18 protein-coding genes are annotated in these 19,920 nt (G+C 71.2%); 7 read left to right on the top strand and 11 right to left on the bottom strand.

The window, feature by feature from the left end:
- The coding region (locus JK363_RS37465; RefSeq protein ID WP_201882466.1) for a homocysteine S-methyltransferase family protein at window positions 1-586 on the bottom strand (586 nt) is incomplete at its 3' end.
- A 279-nt stretch (window positions 587-865) separates the two neighbouring features.
- Here JK363_RS37465 and JK363_RS37460 point away from each other — a divergent pair.
- From JK363_RS37460 to JK363_RS37435, 6 genes are all read left to right on the top strand, one after another.
- Window positions 866-1,630: an IclR family transcriptional regulator gene (locus JK363_RS37460; protein ID WP_201882464.1), complete on the top strand. Its 765-nt coding sequence runs from the start codon at window positions 866-868 to the stop codon at window positions 1,628-1,630.
- A gap of 253 nt (window positions 1,631-1,883) precedes the next feature.
- Window positions 1,884-2,681 carry an MIP/aquaporin family protein gene (locus JK363_RS37455; protein WP_201882462.1) on the top strand — a complete coding sequence of 266 codons (798 nt, stop codon included), beginning with the start codon at window positions 1,884-1,886 and terminating at the stop codon, window positions 2,679-2,681.
- Window positions 2,682-2,717: 36 nt separating this feature from the next.
- Window positions 2,718-4,265 (top strand): glycerol kinase GlpK, encoded by a 1,548-nt coding sequence (gene glpK / locus JK363_RS37450; protein ID WP_201882460.1) that lies wholly within the window; start codon window positions 2,718-2,720, stop codon window positions 4,263-4,265.
- 3 nt (window positions 4,266-4,268) lie between these two features.
- Entirely contained in the window at window positions 4,269-5,879 is a 1,611-nt protein-coding gene (locus JK363_RS37445) for a glycerol-3-phosphate dehydrogenase/oxidase (protein ID WP_201882459.1), read from the top strand.
- A 266-nt stretch (window positions 5,880-6,145) separates the two neighbouring features.
- Window positions 6,146-6,616 (top strand): hypothetical protein, encoded by a 471-nt coding sequence (locus JK363_RS37440; protein WP_201882457.1) that lies wholly within the window; start codon window positions 6,146-6,148, stop codon window positions 6,614-6,616.
- Between the two features lie 137 nt (window positions 6,617-6,753).
- Window positions 6,754-7,425, top strand: coding sequence for a FadR/GntR family transcriptional regulator (locus tag JK363_RS37435; RefSeq protein ID WP_201882455.1), 672 nt, complete (start codon window positions 6,754-6,756; stop codon window positions 7,423-7,425).
- Between the two features lie 30 nt (window positions 7,426-7,455).
- Here JK363_RS37435 and JK363_RS37430 read toward each other — a convergent pair whose 3' ends face one another.
- The 7 genes from JK363_RS37430 to JK363_RS37400 all read right to left on the bottom strand — a co-directional run bounded on the left by JK363_RS37430 (window position 7,456) and on the right by JK363_RS37400 (window position 15,530).
- Window positions 7,456-8,307 carry an amidohydrolase family protein gene (locus tag JK363_RS37430; protein ID WP_201882454.1) on the bottom strand — a complete coding sequence of 284 codons (852 nt, stop codon included), beginning with the start codon at window positions 8,305-8,307 and terminating at the stop codon, window positions 7,456-7,458.
- 11 nt (window positions 8,308-8,318) lie between these two features.
- On the bottom strand, window positions 8,319-9,320 hold the full coding sequence (locus tag JK363_RS37425; protein ID WP_201882452.1) for an aldo/keto reductase: 1,002 nt from the start codon (window positions 9,318-9,320) through the stop codon (window positions 8,319-8,321).
- A gap of 191 nt (window positions 9,321-9,511) precedes the next feature.
- The gene (locus tag JK363_RS37420; RefSeq protein ID WP_201882450.1) at window positions 9,512-10,549 is read right to left on the bottom strand and encodes an ABC transporter permease; all 1,038 of its coding nucleotides are present in this window, start codon (window positions 10,547-10,549) and stop codon (window positions 9,512-9,514) included.
- The gene (locus tag JK363_RS37415; RefSeq protein WP_201882449.1) at window positions 10,546-12,189 is read right to left on the bottom strand and encodes a sugar ABC transporter ATP-binding protein; all 1,644 of its coding nucleotides are present in this window, start codon (window positions 12,187-12,189) and stop codon (window positions 10,546-10,548) included. Before JK363_RS37415 ends, JK363_RS37420 begins: the two co-directional genes overlap by 4 nt.
- A gap of 2 nt (window positions 12,190-12,191) precedes the next feature.
- Window positions 12,192-13,229 carry a sugar ABC transporter substrate-binding protein gene (locus JK363_RS37410; protein ID WP_201882447.1) on the bottom strand — a complete coding sequence of 346 codons (1,038 nt, stop codon included), beginning with the start codon at window positions 13,227-13,229 and terminating at the stop codon, window positions 12,192-12,194.
- A gap of 64 nt (window positions 13,230-13,293) precedes the next feature.
- On the bottom strand, window positions 13,294-14,097 hold the full coding sequence (locus JK363_RS37405) for an SDR family NAD(P)-dependent oxidoreductase (RefSeq protein WP_201882445.1): 804 nt from the start codon (window positions 14,095-14,097) through the stop codon (window positions 13,294-13,296).
- Complete coding sequence (locus JK363_RS37400; RefSeq protein ID WP_236076454.1) at window positions 14,094-15,530, bottom strand: enolase C-terminal domain-like protein; 1,437 nt, start codon at window positions 15,528-15,530, stop codon at window positions 14,094-14,096. Before JK363_RS37400 ends, JK363_RS37405 begins: the two co-directional genes overlap by 4 nt.
- Before the next feature lie 255 nt (window positions 15,531-15,785).
- On the opposite strand from JK363_RS37400, the gene JK363_RS37395 reads away from it, so the two are divergent.
- Window positions 15,786-16,910 carry a PAC2 family protein gene (locus JK363_RS37395; RefSeq protein WP_201882443.1) on the top strand — a complete coding sequence of 375 codons (1,125 nt, stop codon included), beginning with the start codon at window positions 15,786-15,788 and terminating at the stop codon, window positions 16,908-16,910.
- Between the two features lie 107 nt (window positions 16,911-17,017).
- Here JK363_RS37395 and mshC read toward each other — a convergent pair whose 3' ends face one another.
- From mshC to JK363_RS37380, 3 genes are all read right to left on the bottom strand, one after another.
- Entirely contained in the window at window positions 17,018-18,247 is a 1,230-nt protein-coding gene (gene mshC / locus JK363_RS37390) for a cysteine--1-D-myo-inosityl 2-amino-2-deoxy-alpha-D-glucopyranoside ligase (protein WP_201882441.1), read from the bottom strand.
- A gap of 151 nt (window positions 18,248-18,398) precedes the next feature.
- Window positions 18,399-19,301 carry an SCO1664 family protein gene (locus JK363_RS37385; protein ID WP_201882439.1) on the bottom strand — a complete coding sequence of 301 codons (903 nt, stop codon included), beginning with the start codon at window positions 19,299-19,301 and terminating at the stop codon, window positions 18,399-18,401.
- On the bottom strand, window positions 19,265-19,855 hold the full coding sequence (locus tag JK363_RS37380) for a DUF3090 domain-containing protein (protein WP_201882436.1): 591 nt from the start codon (window positions 19,853-19,855) through the stop codon (window positions 19,265-19,267). The genes JK363_RS37385 and JK363_RS37380 overlap by 37 nt, the downstream gene beginning before the upstream one ends.
- Window positions 19,856-19,920: the final 65 nt, after the last annotated feature.

Here is a 19,920-nt window from a genome sequence, read left to right as displayed (position 1 = left end):
GGTTCGCCCCGGTGGCGTCCAGCGCGCGGCGGGCGCCGAGGACGGCGGCCTTGGTCTGGAGCAGGTCCTGGGTGGTCTCCACCAGCAGGGCGTCGGCCCCGCCGGTGATCATGCCTTCGGCGTTGGCCTGGTAGGCGTCGCGCAGCACGGTGTAGGGGGCGTGGCCCAGGGTGGGGAGCTTGGTGCCGGGGCCCATCGAGCCCAGCACCCAGCGGTCGCGTCCGTCGGCGGCGAACTCGTCGGCCACCTCGCGGGCGATCCGGGCACCGGCCTCGGACAGCTCGTAGACACGGTCGGCGATGTCGTACTCGCCGAGGGCGGCGTGGTTGGCGCCGAAGGTGTTGGTCTCGACGCAGTCGACGCCGACCTCGTAGTAGGCGGCGTGGACCGAGCGGACGATGTCGGGGCGGGTGAGGTTGAGGATCTCGTTGCAGCCCTCGAGCTGCTCGAAGTCGTCGAGGCTGGGCTCCTGCGCCTGGAGCATCGTCCCCATCGCACCGTCGGCGACCACCACGCGGGTGGCCAGGGCCTCGCGGAGCGCGTCGGCTCGGGCGGCGGATGTGGTCGATGGCATGTGCAAGGCCATGGATGTGCTCCCTGGGGTGCGACGGCTGTCGGCTTTGCGCCCCCACCGAGGGGACGCACCAGGCCAGGGTAGCCGCCGGGCGCGGAACGCCGCCGTCCGTTCCATCTGCCGGGACGGCACCCCCGCGCCCGGCCCGCGCCCGGCCATGGTGCAGGGTGCGGTGGGGACCGCTGTGAAGGCTGTGGCTGAGGCTGATCGTTTTCGTCCGACCTCCTGTACCGCAACGTCGGCATGGACCGATAGTGTTCAGCATTGTCGAACACGGTCGGGAGGTTGGCGATGGCTCGGAACATCCAGTCGTTGGAGCGAGCTGCGGCGATGCTGCGCCTGCTCGCCGGTGGTGAGCGACGTCTGGGGCTGTCCGACATCGCCTCCACCCTGGGGCTGGCCAAGGGCACCGCACACGGCATCCTGCGCACCCTCCAGCAGGAGGGCTTCGTCGAGCAGGACGAGGCGTCGGGCCGCTATCAGCTCGGCGCGGAGCTGCTGCGCCTGGGCAACAGCTATCTGGACGTCCATGAGCTGCGCGCCCGTGCCCTGGTGTGGACCGACGACCTCGCGCGCTCCAGCGGGGAGAGCGTGTACCTGGGCGTGGTGCACCAGCAGGGCGTCCTCATCGTCCACCACGTCTTCCGCCCGGACGACAGCCGCCAGGTACTGGAGGTCGGCGCCATGCACCCGCTGCACTCCACCGCCCTGGGCAAGGTGCTCTCCGCCTACGACCCGGTGGCGCACAGCGAGGTGGCCGAGGGCGAGCGCAAGGAGTTCACCCCGCGCACGGTGACCGCGACCGAGGAGTTCGAGGGCGTACTCGCACTCACCCGGGCCCGGGGCTGGGGCTCCGACGTGGAGGAGACCTGGGAGGGTGTCGCGTCGGTCGCGGCCCCCATCCACGACCGCCGGCGGCTGCCGGTGGGGGCGGTGGGGATCACCGGCGCGGTGGAACGGGTGTGCGACGACGGGGAACTGCGTTCGGAGCTTGTGGCGGCCGTCCGGGACTGCGCCCGCGCCGTCTCCCGGGATCTCGGCGCCAGCCGCTTCTGATCACGTCCGCCCAGGTCCGCACCCGTTCACAACGGTTTCACATACCCGCGATTTTTCCGCCACACGACCCTTGACGGGGTCTCCCCCGTGAAGAAAACTGCCGTGCATCGGTCGGCATTGTCGAACACCTAACGACAATATTCGCTATGGTGGACTCGCCGCGGGCCGACCAACGCCCTCACCTGAGGGCGCGGACCACCGGAGGGACCCGGGGTTCGCCTTCCCCTGGACGAAGGACAAAGGAGTCGCGGGTATGTCCAGCTCCGACATCTTCATCGGCGAGACCATCGGTACCGCCGTTCTCATCCTGCTCGGCGGCGGTGTCGTCGCCGGCGTTGTCTTGAAGCGTTCCAAGGCGCAGGGCGCGGGATGGCTCGCCATCACCTTCGGGTGGGGCTTCGCCGTTCTCACCGCCGCGTACATATCGGCCCCGCTCTCCAAGGCACACCTCAACCCGGCCGTGACCCTCGGCCTCGCCCTCACCGGCGGCACCGAGTGGAAGGACGTGCCGTTCTACCTGCTCGGCCAGATGACCGGTGCCGTCCTCGGCGCGGTCATGGTCTGGATCGCCTACCTCGGACAGTTCCACGCGCACCTCACCGACCGCGAGATCGTCGGCGGTCCGGGGGCGCAGGACACGGCCGCGGCCGATGCCAAGCAGGCCGCGAGCAGCGCGGGCCCGGTCCTGGGAGTCTTCTCCACCGGCCCGGAGATCCGGAACACGGTGCAGAACCTCCTCACGGAGATCATCGGCACCGCCGTCCTGGTGCTCGCCATCCTCACGCAGGGTCTGAACAACGCGGGCAACGGCCTGGGCCCCGTCGGTGTCCTCGTCACCGCGCTGGTCGTGGTCGGCATCGGTCTCTCGCTCGGCGGCCCCACCGGCTACGCCATCAACCCGGCCCGTGACCTGGGCCCGCGCATCGCCCACGCCCTCCTGCCGCTGCCCAACAAGGGCGGCTCGGACTGGGGCTACGCATGGATCCCCGTTGTCGGCCCGCTCCTCGGCGGTGCCCTCGCGGGCGGTATCTATGAGATCGCCTTCGCCTAGTCCCCACCCCTCAAACCCGCAGGAGAGCCAGAGAACATGACTGACACCCACACCACCAGCGCCTCTTCCCACGGCCACGGCCCGTTCATCGCGGCCATCGACCAGGGCACGACCTCCAGCCGCTGCATCGTCTTCGACCGCGACGGACGCATCGTCTCCGTCGACCAGAAGGAGCACGAGCAGATCTTCCCCAAGCCGGGCTGGGTCGAGCACAACGCGACCGAGATCTGGGAGAACGTCCAGGAGGTCGTCACCGGCGCCATCACCAAGGCCGAGATCACCGCCGCCGACGTCAAGGCGATCGGCATCACCAACCAGCGCGAGACCACCCTGCTGTGGGACAAGAACACCGGTGAGCCGGTGCACAACGCGCTCGTCTGGCAGGACACCCGCACCGACGCCCTGTGCCGTGAGCTCGGCCGCAACGTCGGACAGGACCGCTTCCGCCGGGAGACCGGCCTTCCGCTGGCGTCCTACTTCGCGGGCCCGAAGATCCGCTGGCTGCTCGACAATGTCGAGGGGCTGCGCGAGCGCGCCGAGTCCGGCGACATCCTCTTCGGCACGATGGATTCCTGGGTCATCTGGAACCTCACCGGCGGGGTCAACGGGGGGGTGCACGTCACCGATGTCACCAACGCCTCCCGCACCATGCTGATGAATCTGCACACCCTCGACTGGGACGAGAAGATCCTCGCCTCGATGGAGATCCCGGCCGCGGTGCTGCCGAAGATCCGCTCCTCCGCCGAGGTCTACGGCCGCACGGCCGACGGTGTCCTCGCGGGTGTGCCGGTGGCCTCCGCGCTGGGTGACCAGCAGGCCGCCCTGTTCGGCCAGACCTGCTTCGCCGAGGGCGAGGCCAAGTCCACCTACGGCACCGGCACCTTCCTGCTGATGAACACCGGCGACCAGCCGGTCAACTCCTACAACGGGCTGCTGACCACCGTGGGTTACCGGATCGGCGACCAGAAGCCGGTCTTCGCCCTGGAGGGCTCCATCGCCGTCACCGGTTCGCTGGTGCAGTGGATGCGGGACCAGATGGGCCTCATCAACAGCGCGGCCGAGATCGAGACGCTGGCCAGCTCGGTGGACGACAACGGCGGCGCCTATTTCGTACCGGCCTTCTCCGGTCTGTTCGCCCCGTACTGGCGGGATGACGCGCGCGGTGTCATCGCGGGTCTGACCCGCTATGTCACCAAGGCGCATATCGCCCGCGCGGTGCTCGAGGCCACTGCCTGGCAGACCCGCGAGATCGTCGATGCGATGACCAAGGACTCCGGTGTCGAGCTCTCCGCTCTCAAGGTCGACGGCGGTATGACCTCCAACAACCTGCTGATGCAGACCCTTTCGGACGCCCTGGACGCACCCGTGGTGCGCCCGATGGTCGCCGAGACCACCTGCCTCGGCGCGGCCTACGCCGCCGGCCTTGCCGTCGGCTTCTGGCCCGACACCGACGCCCTGCGCGCCAACTGGCGCCGGGCCGCGGAATGGACCCCCCGCATGGACGCGGACGTACGCGACCGCGAGTACAAGAACTGGCTCAAGGCCGTGCAGCGGACCATGGGCTGGATCGAGGACGAGGAGTAATACATGACCACCCTGCAGAGCGTTCCGTCTCTCGGAACGCACCCGGCTGCCGGTTCGAACCCGGGCCGCGCCGAAACCCGGGAACAGCTGTCCAAGGCTTCCTACGACCTCCTGGTGATCGGCGGCGGCATCCTGGGCATCACCACTGCCTGGCACGCCGCGCAGTCCGGGCTGCGGGTGGCGATGGTGGACGCCGGCGACTTCGCCGGCGCCACCTCCTCCGCTTCCTCCAAGCTGCTCCACGGCGGCCTGCGCTACCTCCAGACCGGCGCGGTCAAGCTGGTCGCCGAGAACCACTTCGAGCGGCGCGCGGTCTCCCGGACCGTCGCTCCGCACCTGGCCAACCCGCTCACCTTCTACCTGCCGGTCTACAAGGGCGGTCCGCACGGCGCGGCCAAGCTGGGCGCGGGTGTTTTCGCCTACTCCGCGCTGTCCGGCTTCCGCGACGGCGTCGGCCACGTGCTCAGCGCCGAGAAGGCCGCACGTGACGTCCCGGAGCTGCGCACCGACGGCCTCAAGGCGGTCGCGGTCTACGGCGACGGGCAGATGAACGACAGCCGGATGGCCCTGATGACGGTCCGGGCGGCGGCCGAGGCCGGTGCCACCGTGCTCAACCACGCCGAGGTCACCGGGCTGCGGATGACCGACGGCCGGGTCACCGGCGCGGACCTCAAGGACCGTACCGACGGCACCGAGTTCGGTGTCAACGCCCGGCTGGTGCTCAACGCCACCGGCCCCTGGGTGGACCACCTGCGCCGGATGGAGGACCCGGGCGCGGCCCCGTCGATCCGGCTGTCCAAGGGCGCGCACCTGGTGCTCAAGCGCACCGCGCCGTGGAAGGCGGCGCTGGCGACCCCGATCGACAAGTACCGCATCACCTTCGCCCTCCCCTGGGAGGACATGCTGCTGCTGGGGACCACCGACGAGGAATTCGAGGGCGACCCGGCCGATCTCGCGGTCAACGACAAGGACATCACCCAGATCCTGGACGAGGCCGCCTTCTCCATCCGCGACCAGCAGCTCTCCCGTGATCTGATCACCTACTCCTTCGCGGGTCTGCGGGTGCTGCCCGGTGGCCCCGGCGACACCTCGAAGGCCAAGCGCGAGACCGTGGTCACCGAGGGCAAGGGCGGGATGCTGTCCATAGCCGGTGGCAAGTGGACGACCTTCCGGCACATCGGCCGCACCGTGATGAACAAGCTGGCCGAGCTGCCCGGCCGTCCCCTCGCGGACGACATGGAGCCGGTCAAGCAGCTCCCCAAGCACATGCCGCTGCCGGGAATCGCCAACCCGCACGCCGTGGAGCACCGGCTGCTGGTGGACGGTGGCACCCCCGGCCCGCGGATGTCCGCCGACACCGCGCGCCACCTGGCCACCCACTACGGCTCGCTGTCCTTCGACATCGCGCGGCTGGCCAGCGCCGACCCGGCGCTCGCCGAGCGGATCCACCCGGACGCCCCGGAGATCTGGGCGCAGGTCGTCTACGCCCGCGACCACGAGTGGGCCGAGACGGCGGACGATGTGCTGCGCCGCCGCACCACCCTCACCATCCGCGGTCTGGACTCGGACGACATCCGGGGCCGGGTCGAGGACCTGCTGGCCAAGCGCGCCTGACCCCCGCGGGCCGCTTCCGGTCCGGACGGCCGGGCAGGAGGAACACTCCTTCCGCCCGGCCGTCCGGCTTTTCCCGAGCGTCTCAACTCGGCTCCCCAATGGTGCAGTTGGGAGCCTCGTATACCCTCCGGTCCGGTGGGGCGAAAAAGCAAGGGGATCGCTCTTGCCTTCTTCGGTGGCGCGCGCATCAATGACAGCGCCCCTCTTCTGACGGGCAGTCAGCACGTTCCGCTTCACGCACCTCCCCCACACCGGAAGGCACCCTCATGAGACGTATCACGCTCGGGATCAGTTCGGCACTGGGAGCAGCGGCACTGGCCACCGGGGCGCTCGCCCTGGCGCCGACGGCCACCGCGGTCACCCCCACGACCGCCACCATCACGGCCGACTGCGGGAACTTCGGCTCCGGATCGGCGACGCTCGTCGCCACGCAGAGCGGCACCTCCGCGACCATCACCCTGTCCTCGTCGGCGGTCAAGACGCCCATCGACGTGCCCGCCGGGTCGGTGAAGTCCACCCTGACGCTGTCGAAGAACGGCTCGGGGACCACCACCTTCACCGGCAACTCCAACCCGGCCATTCCGGCCAACTCCGATGTCACCACCGGCCCGCTGAAGGGTACGGTCGCGGCGGGCGACAAACTGGAGGCCAAGTCCCTGAAGCTGGTCGTCTTCGGCCTCATCACGGTGGACTGCAAGGCCACCTCGGCCCAGTCGCCGGGTCCGTTCACCTTCTGAGCCCGCTCAGCTCCGCCCGGCCCCGGTGAGCCTCGCCGGGCTCCGGCGGCGGCCCGGTGGCGCCCTCGGCAGACGCCACCGGGCCGGTCACGCCATAATGGACCCATAGATCGGATGTTTGCTCCGGGAGGTCCACCATGGCGGTCACCGACGAGGCGATCGAGAAAATCAAGGGCATGATCGTCTCGGGTGCGCTGCGCCCGGGCGACCGCCTCCCCAAGGAGAGCGAACTCGCCGCCGACCTCGGGCTGTCCCGCAACTCGCTGCGCGAGGCGGTACGGGCGCTGTCACTGATCCGGATCCTCGACGTACGGCAGGGCGACGGCACCTATGTCACCAGCCTGGACCCTCAGTTGCTACTGGAGGCGCTGAGCTTCGTCGTCGACTTCCACCGGGACGACACGGTGCTGGAGTTCCTCGCGGTACGCCGCATCCTGGAGCCCGCGGCCACCGCGCTGGCCTGCACCCGGATCAGCGACACCGAGCTGGACGCGCTCAGCGCCCAGCTGGACGCGCTGGGGCAGGAGCCATCGGTGGAGGAGCTGGTGGCCTGCGATCTGGAGTTCCACCGGGGCATCGTCCAGGCGTCGGGCAACTCGGTGCTCTGCTCGCTGCTCGACGGGCTCTCCGGCCCCACCACCCGGGCCCGGGTGTGGCGCGGACTGACCCAGGAGGACGCGGTGAGCCGCACCCTGCACGAGCACCGGGCGATCCTGGGCGCGCTGCGCGACCGGGACGCGGAGGCGGCGCGCTCCTGGGCGACGGTGCACGTCGCCAGCGTCGAGCAGTGGCTGCGCTCCACGCTGTGAGGAGGCCCCGCGGATCAGCCGTTCAGCCGTTCAGCCGTTCAGCCCGTAGACCCCGGCCGCGGTGCCGCCGAAGACCGCGTGGCGCTCGTCCTCCGTCAGCCGCAGCGCGGCCCGCTCCGCCAGGGCCACCACCTCGTCGTACGAGGCGGCCAGGGTGCACACCGGCCAGTCGGAGCCGAACAGCACCCGGCCGGGCCCGAACGCGTCCAGCGCATGCCGGGCGTACGGCAGGATCTGCTCGGACCGCCAGGTGCCCCAGGACGCCTCGGTGACCAGGCCGGAGAGTTTGCACACCACGTTGGGCAGGGTGGCGAGCGCGGCCAGCTGCCAGCCCCAGGGGTCGCGCTCACCGGCGGCGATGGGTGGTTTGGCGGCATGGTCCAGGACGAAACGGAGTCCGGGCAGCTCACGTACGGCGTCAATCGCCGCGGGGAGTTCGCGCGGGGTCACCAGCAGGTCGTAGACCAGGCCCGCGTCGGCCACGGCGGCAAGCCCGCGGCGGACGTCCCCACGGGACAGCCAGCATGGGTCCGGCTCGTCCTGCACTTGGTGGCGCAGGCCCACCAGCCGGTCGCCGCCGGGCCCGGCGGCCAGCGCGGCGAGCACCTCGCGCAGCCGCGGGTCGGTGAGATCGGCCCAGCCTACGACGCCCGCGATCCGGTCCGATCCCTCGGCCAGGGCGAGGAGTTCACGCGTCTCCTGGAGGGAGGAGCTGGACTGGACGAGGACGGTGGCGCCGATCCCGTGGGCGTCCAGATGCGGCGCGAGGTCGTGCTCGGTGAAGGTGCGGCGGATGGGGTCGGCCCAGGCGCCGTCCATCCACGGCTGCTCCCGGCGGGTCAGGTCCCACAGATGGTGGTGTGCGTCGATGCGCTGCGGCACGGGTCGCTCCTTCACGGTCGGACCGGCAGCGGGAGGTCTTCGTCGAGCAGCCCACGGCGCACCAGAGCCTGCCACAGCTCGTCGGGGATGTCGTGGCCGAACAGGGCGGCGTTGTCCCGGACTTCGGCCGGTGAGGCGCAGCCGACGACCGCGGCGGCCACGGCGGGATGGCCGAACGGGAAGCGCAGGGCGGCGGCCCGCAGCGGCACCCCGAATCCGGCGCACACCTCGGCCAGGCGCCGGGCGCGCTCGACGGTCTCCGCCGGCGCCGGCCGGTAGTCGTAGCGGGCTCCGGGGCCGGGCGCGGCGAGCAGGCCGGAGTTGTAGACGCCGCCGACCACCACCGAGGTGCCGCGCCGCTCGCACACCGGGAGCAGATCGTCGTAGGCGGTGCGCTCCAGTAGGGTCCAGCGTCCGGCGCACAGCACGACGTCCACATCGAGGTCGGCGACGAAGCGGGCGAGCACATCGCTGTGGTTCATCCCGAAGCCGATGGCCCGGACCACCTTCTGGTCGCGCAGTTCGGCCAGGGCCGGGAAGCCCGTCTCATAGATCTCACGGATGTGGTTTTCCGGATCGTGGAGGTAGACGAGGTCGAGGGCGTCGACCCCGAGCCGTTCCAGGGAGGATTCCAGGGTGGCGAGGATCCCGTCCCGGGTGAAGTCCCAGGCGCGGACGCGGTCGGGGGTGTCGGCGAACCCCTCCGGCTGGGCGGGCTCCCCGGGCGCGCGGGGCCGCAGCCGCCGCCCCACCTTGGTGGAGAGGGTGTACGCGGCGCGGTCGCGCCCGGCCAGCACCCGCCCCAGGCGCTCTTCGGAGAGGCCGACGCCGTAGTGCGGCGCGGTGTCCAGATAGCTCAGGCCCGCGTCCAGGGCGGCCCGTACGGTGGCCCGGGCGCGCTCCTCGGGCACCGGGGTGTAGAGGTTGCCCAGGGGTGCACAGCCGAGCCCCAGGGGCGGTACCCGGACGCCGGAGCGCCCCAGTTCCCTCAGGCCCTGTCCGGCGGATCTCATCGGGCCCGCGACGCCTGGCACCGCACCTCGCTGCGTTGTCGGAGTCGCCCGAGTACGCCCAGTACGAGGGCGATCCTCCGCCTTGCGATCCACGGCACCAGACGCCGCGGGCTGCTCCTCAAAGACCCACCGGACAGGGCCTGGTCCGCGCGGTATCCCCGCCATGGCCGCCTCCTCCCTCTCCGTTCCCCTCAATCCTGCTTCTCACCACTGGCGTAGCGGGAGATGATCAGCGCGACGATGATGATGGAGCCGTTGATGAACTGGTTCCACAGCGGTGGAACACCGCCGAGAGTCATCACATTGACCACCAGCTGGAGGGTCAGCACACCGGTGAGCGCGCCGAAGAGGGTGCCCCGGCCGCCCTTGAGGCTGATGCCGCCGATGACGGCCGCGGCGAACACCTGGAAGATCCAGCCGTTGCCCTGGGTGGCGGCGACCGAGCCGTAGTGGCCGGTGTAGAGGACCCCGGCGAACGCGGCGAGCAGCCCGCCCGCGCTCAGCACGATCCAGGTGATGCGGTCCACTCGGATGCCCGCCGCGCGGGCCGCCTCGGGGTTGCCGCCGATGGCGTACAGCGCGCGCCCGTGGCGCAGATAGGCCAGGGCGAGGCCGCCGATCGCGTAGAGGCCGAGGCAGAGCCATACGGCGGCGGGGGCGCCCAGCCAGTCCGCCTTGCCCAGGTAGCGGAAGGACTCGGGGACGTTGACGATCGACTGGCCCTCGGAGATGCCGACTTGGAGCCCGCGCAGCATGGTGAGCATGCCGAGCGTCGCGATGAAGCCGTTGACGCGCAGTTTGAGCATCAGGAAGCCGTTGGCGGCCCCGATGGCCGCGCCGACGGCCAGGCACAGCGGGATGGCCGTCCACACCGGCAGCAGCCCGAGCCCTTCGAACCGGGCGCCGTGCGCGGGCAGGACGAGCCACAGGGCGACCACGGGGGCGACCGCGATGGTGGACTCCAGGGAGAGGTCCATCCGTCCGCTGATCAGGATGAGCGCCTCGCCGAGCACCAGCAGTCCCAGTTCGGTCGACTGCTGAACGACACCTATCAGATTGTCCTCGGTGAGGAAGGCGGGCGAGACGATGAAGCCGATCACCCCCAGGACGAAGATCACGGGGACCAGGGACAGATCGCGCCAGCGCGCGATGTCCAGCCGCGGGCGGGCCCGGTCAGCCGGTCCTTCCACCACCGGCTCGATGGCCCGCTGCCGTGCGGTATCGGTCATGACGTCCTTCCTCCTGTGCCGTCGTGCCCGCCCTGGTGGCCCGTGTGCGTGGCGTCGCGCGCGCCGCCGGGTGCCCCGGCCATGTCCCGTTCCGTGGCTCGTTCCGTGTCCCGTTCCGCGATGCCTTCCATCGCCGCGACCAGTCCGCGGTCGGTCCAGCCGCTGTCGAACTCGGCGACCACCCGCCCGTGGAAGAACGCCAGGACGCGGTCGCAGACCCTGAGGTCGTCCAGCTCGTCGGAGACGATGACCGCCCCGCTCCCGGCCGCGGCGACCTCCCGCACCACCCCGAGCAGCGCGTCCTTGGACTTCACATCCACTCCGGCGGTCGGGCGGATGGCGACCAGCACACTGGGCTCGCGCGCCAGCGCTCGCGCGATGACAACCTTCTGCTGATTTCCGCCGGACAAACCCGAAACGGACTGCGAAGGCCCCGCGGTTTTGATGTCCAGCGAGGTGATCATGCGCTGGGCGAAGGCGCGGGTACGGGAGGGCAGTACCGTGCCGTACGGCCCGAGCTGGTCGGTGACGGTCAGGGTGGCGTTCTCCGCGACACTGCGCCCCGGTACGAGCCCCTGGCGGTGCCGGTCCTCGGGGACGTAGCCGATCCCGGCGTCGAGGGCGTGCGGCACACTGCCGGTGCGCACCGGGCGGCCGCGGACCGCCAGCCGTCCGCCGTCCGGGCGGCGCAGCCCCACCAGGGTCTCCCCCACCGCGGTGTTGCCGCTGGCCGTCGCCCCGGCCAGGCCCACCACCTCACCCGGCCGCACCACCAGGTCCAGCGGTGCGAACGCGCCCTCCGCGCACAGCCCTTCGGTGCGCAGCACCGGCTCCCCACCCGGCTCGGCCCTCCGGCGGGTGACCGGGGCGCGCACGGCCGCGCGGGAGTCGACCCCGGGCGCCCCGGCGGTGTCCCCGGTCATCGCCGCGACCAGGTCCTCCTTGGGCAGTTCGGCGACGGGGGCGGTCAGCACATGGCGGGCGTCACGGAAGACGGTGACGGTGTCGCAGAGTTCGTAGACCTCTTGCAGATGGTGCGAGATGAACAGGAACGCGACGCCCTGGGCGCGCAGTTCGGCCAGCCGGGCGAAGAGCCGGTCGATACCGCCCGCGTCGAGCTGCGCGGTGGGCTCGTCGAGGATGATCAGCCGTGCCCCGAAGGACAGGGCACGGGCGATCTCGACGAACTGCCGCTGCTCCACGCCGAGGTCCTTCGCTCGCGTCCGGGGGTCCACCTCGACGCCGTACTCGGCGAGTGTCGCGCGGGCGGCCTCGCGCAGCTCCGGCCAGCGGATGCGCCCGCTGCCCGGGAAGCGGCCCAGATAGAGGTTCTCGGCCACGGTCAGCTCGGGGACCACCATCGACTTCTGGTAGACGCAGGCGACCTTGGCGCGCCAGGCGGCGGTGTCGCCGTAGCGGGGTGCGGGCTCGCCGGAGAACGTCACCTCGCCCTCGTCCGGGCGTGCCATGCCGGTCAGGACGGAGACCAGCGTGGACTTGCCCGCCCCGTTGCGCCCGACGAGCGCGTGGGCCTCGCCGGGCGCCACGGCAAGCTGGGCTCGGTCCAGGGCGACGGTGGGTCCGAACCGCTTGACGATGCGCCGGGCGCGCACCGCGGTGGGCTGTTCCACAGCGGCCATGGCTACTTCTTCTTCTCGAGCTGGTTGGCCCACAGCGCCGGGTCGTCGACGTTCTCCTTGGTGACGAGCGGCGCCGGAAGCTGGTCCTCGAGACCGTTCTCGATCTTGACGATCTCCGAGCCGTGGTCGGTGCGGCCGGGCTTGAAGGTCTTGCCGTCCAGTGCCGCCCTGGTGTACTTCAGGGCGTATGTGGCGTAGAGGTCGGCGGGCTGGGAGAGGGTGGCGTCGATCTTCCCCGAGCGGATGGCGTCCAGCTCCTCGGGGATGCCGTCGTTGGAGATGATCGTGATGTGCCCGGCCGAACCCGCGGGCTTCAGCAGCTCCTTCTGTTCCAGCAGCGCCAGGGTGGGCTGGAGGAAGGCGCCGCCCGCCTGCATATAGATGCCGTCGATGTCCCGGTGCTGGGCCAGCAGGCTCTGGAGCTTGGCCGAGGCGACGTCGCCCTTCCAGTCGGTGGGCAGCTCGTGCACGGTGATGCCGGGGTACTTCTTCTTCATGCAGGAGGCGAACGCACGCGACCGGTCCCGGCCGTTGATGGAGCTGAGGTCGCCCTGGAGCTCGGCGACCCGGCCCTTGCCACCGAGCTTCTTGCCCAGGTATTCGCACGCTTTGGTGCCGTAGGCCCGGTTGTCGGCCCGGACCACCATGTAGACCTTTCCGGCGTCGGGACGGGTGTCCACGCTGATGACCGGGATCTTTTTCTCCTCCAGCCGCTCGAGGGTGGACGAGACGGCGCCGGTGTCCTGGGGAGCCATGACGATGGCCTTGGCGCCCTGGTCGCTGAACGCCTGGACGTTGGCGACCAGCTTGGAGATGTCGTTCTGCGAGTTGGACAGCGGCAGGGCGGAGACGGTGCCCTTGTCGATGCCCTTCTCCAGGTACTGCTGGTAGGAGTTCCAGAAGTCGGTGTCCGTGCGCGGCATGTCGATGCCGACCTTGCCGCCACCGGCGCCGTCGCTCTCACGGTTGCAGCCGGTGAGCGCGGCGGCGGCCAGCAGCACGGCGCAGGCGGCGGTGCCGGAGGTGCGCAATCTCGTCATCGGGTCCCGTCCTTGGTCGATCCTGGTTCATACGGTGCGGGTGTGGGGGTGGTCGGGGGGCTTCTCAGCGGTCCGGTTCTCCGGGAGGTTCGGGGCGCAGCCGCAGCCCCTGCATCCCTCCGTCCACCGCCAGCGCGGTGCCGGTGACGGCCGCGGCCGAAGGTCCGGCCAGATACGCGACGGCGGCGGCGACCTCCTGCGCGGACACCAGCCGTCCGGTCGGCTGACGGGCCTCCAGGGCGGCGCGCTCGGCCGCCGGGTCGGCCGCCCGGTCCAGCAGCCGCCCCACCCACGGGGTGTCCACGGTGCCGGGGTTGACGCAGTTGACGCGGATGCCCTCGCGGATGTGGTCGGCGGCCATGGCGCGGGTGAGCGCCAGTACGGCGCCCTTGCTGGCGCTGTAGGCGGCGCGCTGCGGCAGCCCCGCGGTGGCGGCAATCGAGCAGGTGTGGGTGATGGAGACACAGCCGGGGCGGTCGGCGGTGGCGGCGCGCAGATGGGGCAGCGCGGCCCGCGCGGTGCGCACCAGGCCCAGCACATTGACGTCCAGCAGCCGTTGCCACTCCTCGTCCGCGGTGTCCTCGACGGTGCCGACGGCGCCGATGCCCGCGTTGCCGACGACGGTGTGCAGGGCGCCGAACGCGGCGACGGTCTCGGCCACCGCGGCCCGTACCGCCTCGTCCGAGGTGACGTCGGCGGCGACGGGGAGGGTGCCCGCCGGGGCGCCGGTGGGGTCGCGGTCGAGCACCGCGACACGGGCGCCGCGGTCGCGCAGCGCCATGGCCACGGCGGCGCCGATACCGGAGGCGCCACCGGTCACCAGGGCGGCCAGCCCCTCGAAGTCGCGGGTGGAGTGCGGCTGGTTCACGGGTTCCCTCCTGTCGTACGGGCGGTCGTGGGCGCCGTGCGTTCCGTAGTTGCCGGGTGTTCCGTGGCCGATGTGGTGTGGGGGGTGCTGGGGACACGGCCGCGCCACTCGGGTCCGTCGGGATAGCGGTAGGCGGCGATGGACGCGGGACGCATCCGCGCGGAGAAGCCCGGCGCGGCCGGCGCCCGGTAGCGGCCCGCCTCGACCACCGCCGGGTCGGTGAAGTGCTCGTGGAGGTGGTCGACGTACTCGATGACCCGGTCGTCCCAGCTGCCCGAGACGGCCACGAAGTCGAACATGGACAGGTGCTGGACGAGTTCGCACAGGCCCACACCGCCGGCGTGCGGACACACCGGCAGTCCGTGTTTCGCGGCGAGCAGCAGGATCGCGAGGTTCTCGTTGACCCCGGCGACCCGTGCGGCATCGATCTGGACGAAGTCCACCGCACCGGCCTGGAGCAGCTGCTTGAACACCACGCGGTTGGCGACGTGTTCACCGGTGGCCACCTTGACGGGCTGTCCCGCGCGGATGGCGGCGTGGCCGAGGACGTCGTCGGGGCTGGTCGGCTCCTCGATCCAGTGCGGCTGGTACGGGGCCAGGGCGCGCATCCAGCGCAGCGCCTCCGGCACGTCCCAGCGCTGATTGGCGTCGACAGCGATCCGGACGCCGGGGCCGACGGCCTCACGGGCCAGCCGCATCCGTCTCAGATCCTCGTCGAGATCGGCGCCGATCTTCAGCTTGATCTGGCCGAAGCCGTCGGCGACCGCCTCCTGCGCCAGCTTGATCATTTTCTCGTCGGTGTAGCCGAGCCAGCCGGGCGAGGTGGTGTACGCGGGATAGCCGCGCTCGCGCAGACGCGCGGCGCGCTCGGCGCGGCCCGGTTCGGCGGCGCGCAGGATGGCCAGGGCCTCGTCGCGGGTGAGGGCGTCGGTGAGATAGCGGAAGTCCACCAGCTCCACCAGTTCCTCGGGGGACATGTCGGCGAGGAACTGCCACAGCGGTTTGGCGGCGTAGGTGGCGGCCAGGTCCCATGCGGCGTTGACCACCGCTCCGGCCGCCATGTGCATCACGCCCTTCTCCGGCCCGAGCCAGCGCAGCTGCGAATCATGCGTCAGATCGCGGTGCAGCGCGGCGAGTTGGGTGGCGGTGTACGGGGCGGGTCGGCCTACCACATGGGGGCGCAGCGAGCGGATGGCGGCCGCGGTGACGTCGTTGCCGCGGCCGATGGTGAAGACGAACCCGTGCCCCTCGGCCACGGCGCTGTCCGGGCCGTCCGGGGTGTCCGGACCGCCCGCGACCGGGGCGTTCGTACGCAGCACCACATAGGCCGCGGAGTAGTCGGGGTCCGGGTTCATGGCATCCGAGCCGTCGAGCCGCTCCGAGGTGGGAAACCGGATGTCGTGGACCTCGAGCTCGGTGACGACGGGACGCAGTATCAACGGGGCTCCCTGAACATGACGCGATAGAACATCGGACCTTTCGCGGTGATCCGATGTATAGCGCTGTTGTTCGCGTGACGTCCAGAGGTGCGGCGCAATTTTCGCGGGACAGGTCGGATGAATCTACGTGACGTGGTGTACGGGGGCTGCGGCGGGAGGCCCCCTAAGCCGTAGGCTTGGGTCGCACGCAATGGAACTGGAACCGGGGGCGGTACCGACCCGTCCGCCCCGGTCGGAAGGAGGCGCTGGGTGATCGAGCTTGAGGGGGTTCCCGAGCTGATCGACCCGGTCATGATCTGTGCCTTCGAGGGCTGGAACGACGCCGGAGACGCGGCCTCCACCGCGGTGGGGCATCTGGACCGGGAGTGGAAGGGCGAGGTCTTCGCCGCGCTCGACGCCGAGGACTACTACGACTTCCAGGTGAACCGTCCCACCGTGGCCCTGGACTCCGGGGTCCGCAAGATCACTTGGCCGACGACCCGGCTCTCCGTGGTGCGCGCGGACACCGGTGAGAAGACCCGCGATCTGGTGCTGGTGCGCGGTATCGAGCCCAGCATGCGCTGGCGGTCGTTCTGCAACGAGATCCTCGGCTACGCCCATGAGTTGGGCGTGGAGATGGTCGTGGTCCTCGGCGCGCTGCTCGGCGACACCCCGCACACCCGGCCGGTGCCGGTCAGCGGTGTCACCTCCGATCCGGATCTGGCCCGCAGCCTCGACCTGGAGGAGACCCGCTACGAGGGCCCCACCGGCATCGTCGGGATCCTCCAGGAGGCCTGCACCCACGCCGGTGTTCCGGCGGTGAGCCTGTGGGCGGCCGTACCGCACTACGTCTCGCAGCCACCGAACCCGAAGGCGACCCTGGCACTGCTCAACCGTCTCGAGGACCTGATCGGCGTGCGGATCCCGCTCGGCGAGCTGACGGAGGACGCACGGGCCTGGCAGCTGGGCGTGGACCAACTGGCCGCCGAGGACAGCGAGGTGGCCGAGTATGTGCAGTCCCTGGAGGAGGCGCGCGACACCGCGGAGCTGCCGGAGGCGTCGGGCGAGGCCATCGCCCGCGAGTTCGAGCGCTATCTGCGGCGGCGGGACGGCCAGCCCGGACCGGGCGGCCACGCCACCGAGAGCGGCGGTGTCGCGGACGGTCCGGGCACCGGTGGGTATCTGCGGGACTCCTCCAGCGGCCGTACGCGCCCGCGTAAGCCGTCCCCGAAGGACGAGGTGGCCCGGGAGGAGAGCGAGGGCTCCGACGGCGACGAGAGCGCCGCGGAAGGCACCGACGGACCCGACGGCCAGGGCGGCCAGAGCGGCCAGGACGGGAACACCGGGGACCGGGACAGCGGGGACGGCGACGACCGGCCCGGCGCCGGCGGCTAGCCCGCACACCGCACGACGGACGGGCCCGCACCGGGGAGTTCCCGGCGCGGGCCCGTCCGTATGGTCAGGGACCGGTCACCGCGCGGTCGGAGGACCGTCAGGGACGGTCAGAGCGCAACACCCAGCAGTGCGTCGACCGCGCGCGACACCAGACCGGGCGCCCCCTCGTCCGTACCCCCGGAGGATGCCTGCGCGGCGGCCCAGCGGTCCACCGCGGCCAGGGCGGACGGGGCGTCGAGGTCGTCCGCCAGCGCCTCGCGGATCTCCTCCACCAGCGCGTCGGCCGACGGCCCGTCCGGCCGCGAGACGGCGGCGCGCCAGCGGCCCAGCCGCTCCCGCGCCTCCCGCATGACCTCGTCCGTCCACTCCCAGTCGGCCCGGTAGTGGTGGGCCAGCAGCGCGAGCCGGATGGCCGCGGGGTCCACACCGTCGCGGCGCAGCGCCGAGACAAAGACCAGATTGCCCTTGGACTTGGACATCTTCTCGCCATTCAGGGCGACCATCCCGGCGTGCACATACGTGTGCGCGAACGGCCGCTCACCGGTGAGGACCTGGGCGTGCGAGGCGCCCATCTCATGGTGCGGGAAGGCGAGATCGGAGCCGCCGCCCTGCACGTCGAAGCCCATGCCGAGGTGGTCGAGGGCGATGGCCACACACTCGATGTGCCAGCCGGGGCGGCCGGGGCCGAGCGAAGCGCCGTCCCAACTCGGCTCGCCCTCACGGGCGGCCATCCACAGCATCGGGTCGAGGGGGTTCTTCTTGCCGGGGCGCTCGGGGTCGCCGCCGCGCTCGGCGGACAGCAGTCGCATCGCCTCGGCGTCGAGGCCGCTGACCGATCCGAAGGAGGGGTCGGACTCCACGGAGAAGTAGACGTCGCCCTCGAGCTCATAGGCGGCGCCCAGGTCGCGCAGCCGCTCCACCAGCGGCACGATCCCCGGTATGGCCTCCACGGCGCCGATGTAGTGCCGCGGGGGCAGCATCCGCAGGGCCGTCATGTCCTCGCGGAAGAGGGTGGTCTCGCGCTCCGCGAGCGCGGTCCAGTCGTCGCCGTTCGCCACCGCCCGTTCCAGCAGTGGATCGTCGACATCGGTGACGTTCTGGACGTAGTGCACCTGCCGCTTGGTGTCGAGCCACACGCGCTGAACGAGGTCGAACGCGTTGTAGGTCGCCGCATGTCCCATATGGGTTGCGTCGTACGGCGTGATGCCGCAGACGTAGATGCGGGCGACGGGGCCGGGGGTGAGGGTGATCGGCCCCCCGGTCGCGGTGTCGTGAATCCTCAGGTCGCGGCCACTGCCAGGCAGGGCGGGAACCTCAGAAGCGGGCCAGGCATACATGCAATGAGCGTAACCGGATGCCAGTTCCGGATACGAACCGGACCAGACCTGTTGGCCGGATAGGCACTCTTGCGCTCCTACCCCGAAGATGCTGTGTCCATGTACGACGGCCGCCGCGGGGTACGGACAGCGGCCGTCCGGCCCGTCCGCCTCAGACCGGGGGCCAGGGGATCGCGGGCCACTGCCCGCTGGGCTCGGGGTGCGCCTTGGTGCTCAGCAGCACGGCCACCCGAGCCCGCAGCGCCTCGATCTCGGCCGCGGTGATCAGCTCCGCCAGCCGGGCGCACAGCGGCCCGCCGTCGGCCAGCTGCTCCGCCAACCGGCCCAGTACCTCGAGCACATCGTCCGGAAGCGGCTCCCCCGCCCATCCCCACAGCAGGGTGCGCAGCTTGTCGTCCGCGTTGAAGGTCACCCCGTGGTCGATCGCGTAGAGCCGCCCTCCGGCGGCGGGCAGCAGATGGCCGCCCTTGCGGTCACCGTTGTTGATCACCGCGTCCAGGACGGCGAGTCGGCGCAGCCGTACGTCGTCGGCGTGGACCAGCAGCGCGGTACGGCCCTCGCCCACCTCGGCGAAGCCGACCGCCTTCCAGCCGGGGCCGGGCTCATCATCCTCTATCAGCGCGAGCAGTTCCGTACCGCCCCCGTCCTCCTGGGAGCCGTCGCTCCCGTCGGCCCCCGCCCCGTCCGATCCATCGGTGTCCGATCCATCGGTGTCGGCCACCTCGACCCACAGCTGGCACATCCCCTGCCCGTACGGACCGTCGCGCAGCACGGTGGGCGGGACCAGCCCCCAGCCGGTCGCCTCGGAGATCTCGTACGCGGCCACTTCACGCTGGGCCAGCGTGCCGTCCGGGAAGTCCCACAGCGGACGCTCCCCGGCCACCGGCTTGTAGACGCAGGGCGCGCTGTGGCCCTGGTACTCGACCGTGCAGTAGAGCACCGCGTTGGACGCCTCCCGGACCCGGCCGCGCACCGTCAGCTCACCCAGGGCCAGCAGCTCGGACGGCTCCGGGGGCGTCACGCTCCGCGGCGGTATCCGTTCTGGCGCGGACATACGTGTCCCTCCGGGTCGAGCGGCAGGCTGCACAGCGGGCAGGGCGGCCGGCCGGCGTTGACGACGTCCAGAGCGCGCTTGGCGAAGGCGCGTGCCTGGGTGCCGGTGAGCCGCACCCGCAGCATGGGCGGCCCGTTCACATCGTCCTGGAGCAGTCGCTCCTCGGCCTCGGCCAGGTCCTCCTCGGACTCGGCCTCCAACTCGACGAGGGCCTGTGCTTCGACGATCATCCGCTGTTCCTCGCCGTCCCAGGCGAGCGCCATGGTGCCGACCCGGAACTCCTCCTCCACGGGGGCCTCCAGCGGCTCGGTGTCGGCGAGTTCGGCGGGTGCGACGGCGGGGACCGGGGCGTTTCCGCCGGTGCGCCGGACCACCTCGTCGAGCAGTTCGTCTATCCGCTCGGCCAGTGCGGCGACCTGGGTCTTCTCCAGGGCCACGCTGGTGGTGCGGCCACTCGCGGACGCCTGGAGGAAAAAGGTGCGGCGACCAGGCAGCCCGACCGTACCGGCGACGAAACGGTCCGGCGGGTCATAGAGGAACACCTGACGGGACAACGTCCTGCTCCATTTGGTTCGACTGCTCGGCTGGTTGACTGCTGGTTGCTGACTGTCACGACTGC

Origin of the sequence: Streptomyces coffeae, assembly GCF_016741875.1 — a bacterium.
GTDB lineage: Bacteria > Actinomycetota > Actinomycetes > Streptomycetales > Streptomycetaceae > Streptomyces > Streptomyces coffeae.
Note: the sequence above shows the minus strand (reverse complement) of the source record. Positions and strands in the feature narration are given on the sequence as shown.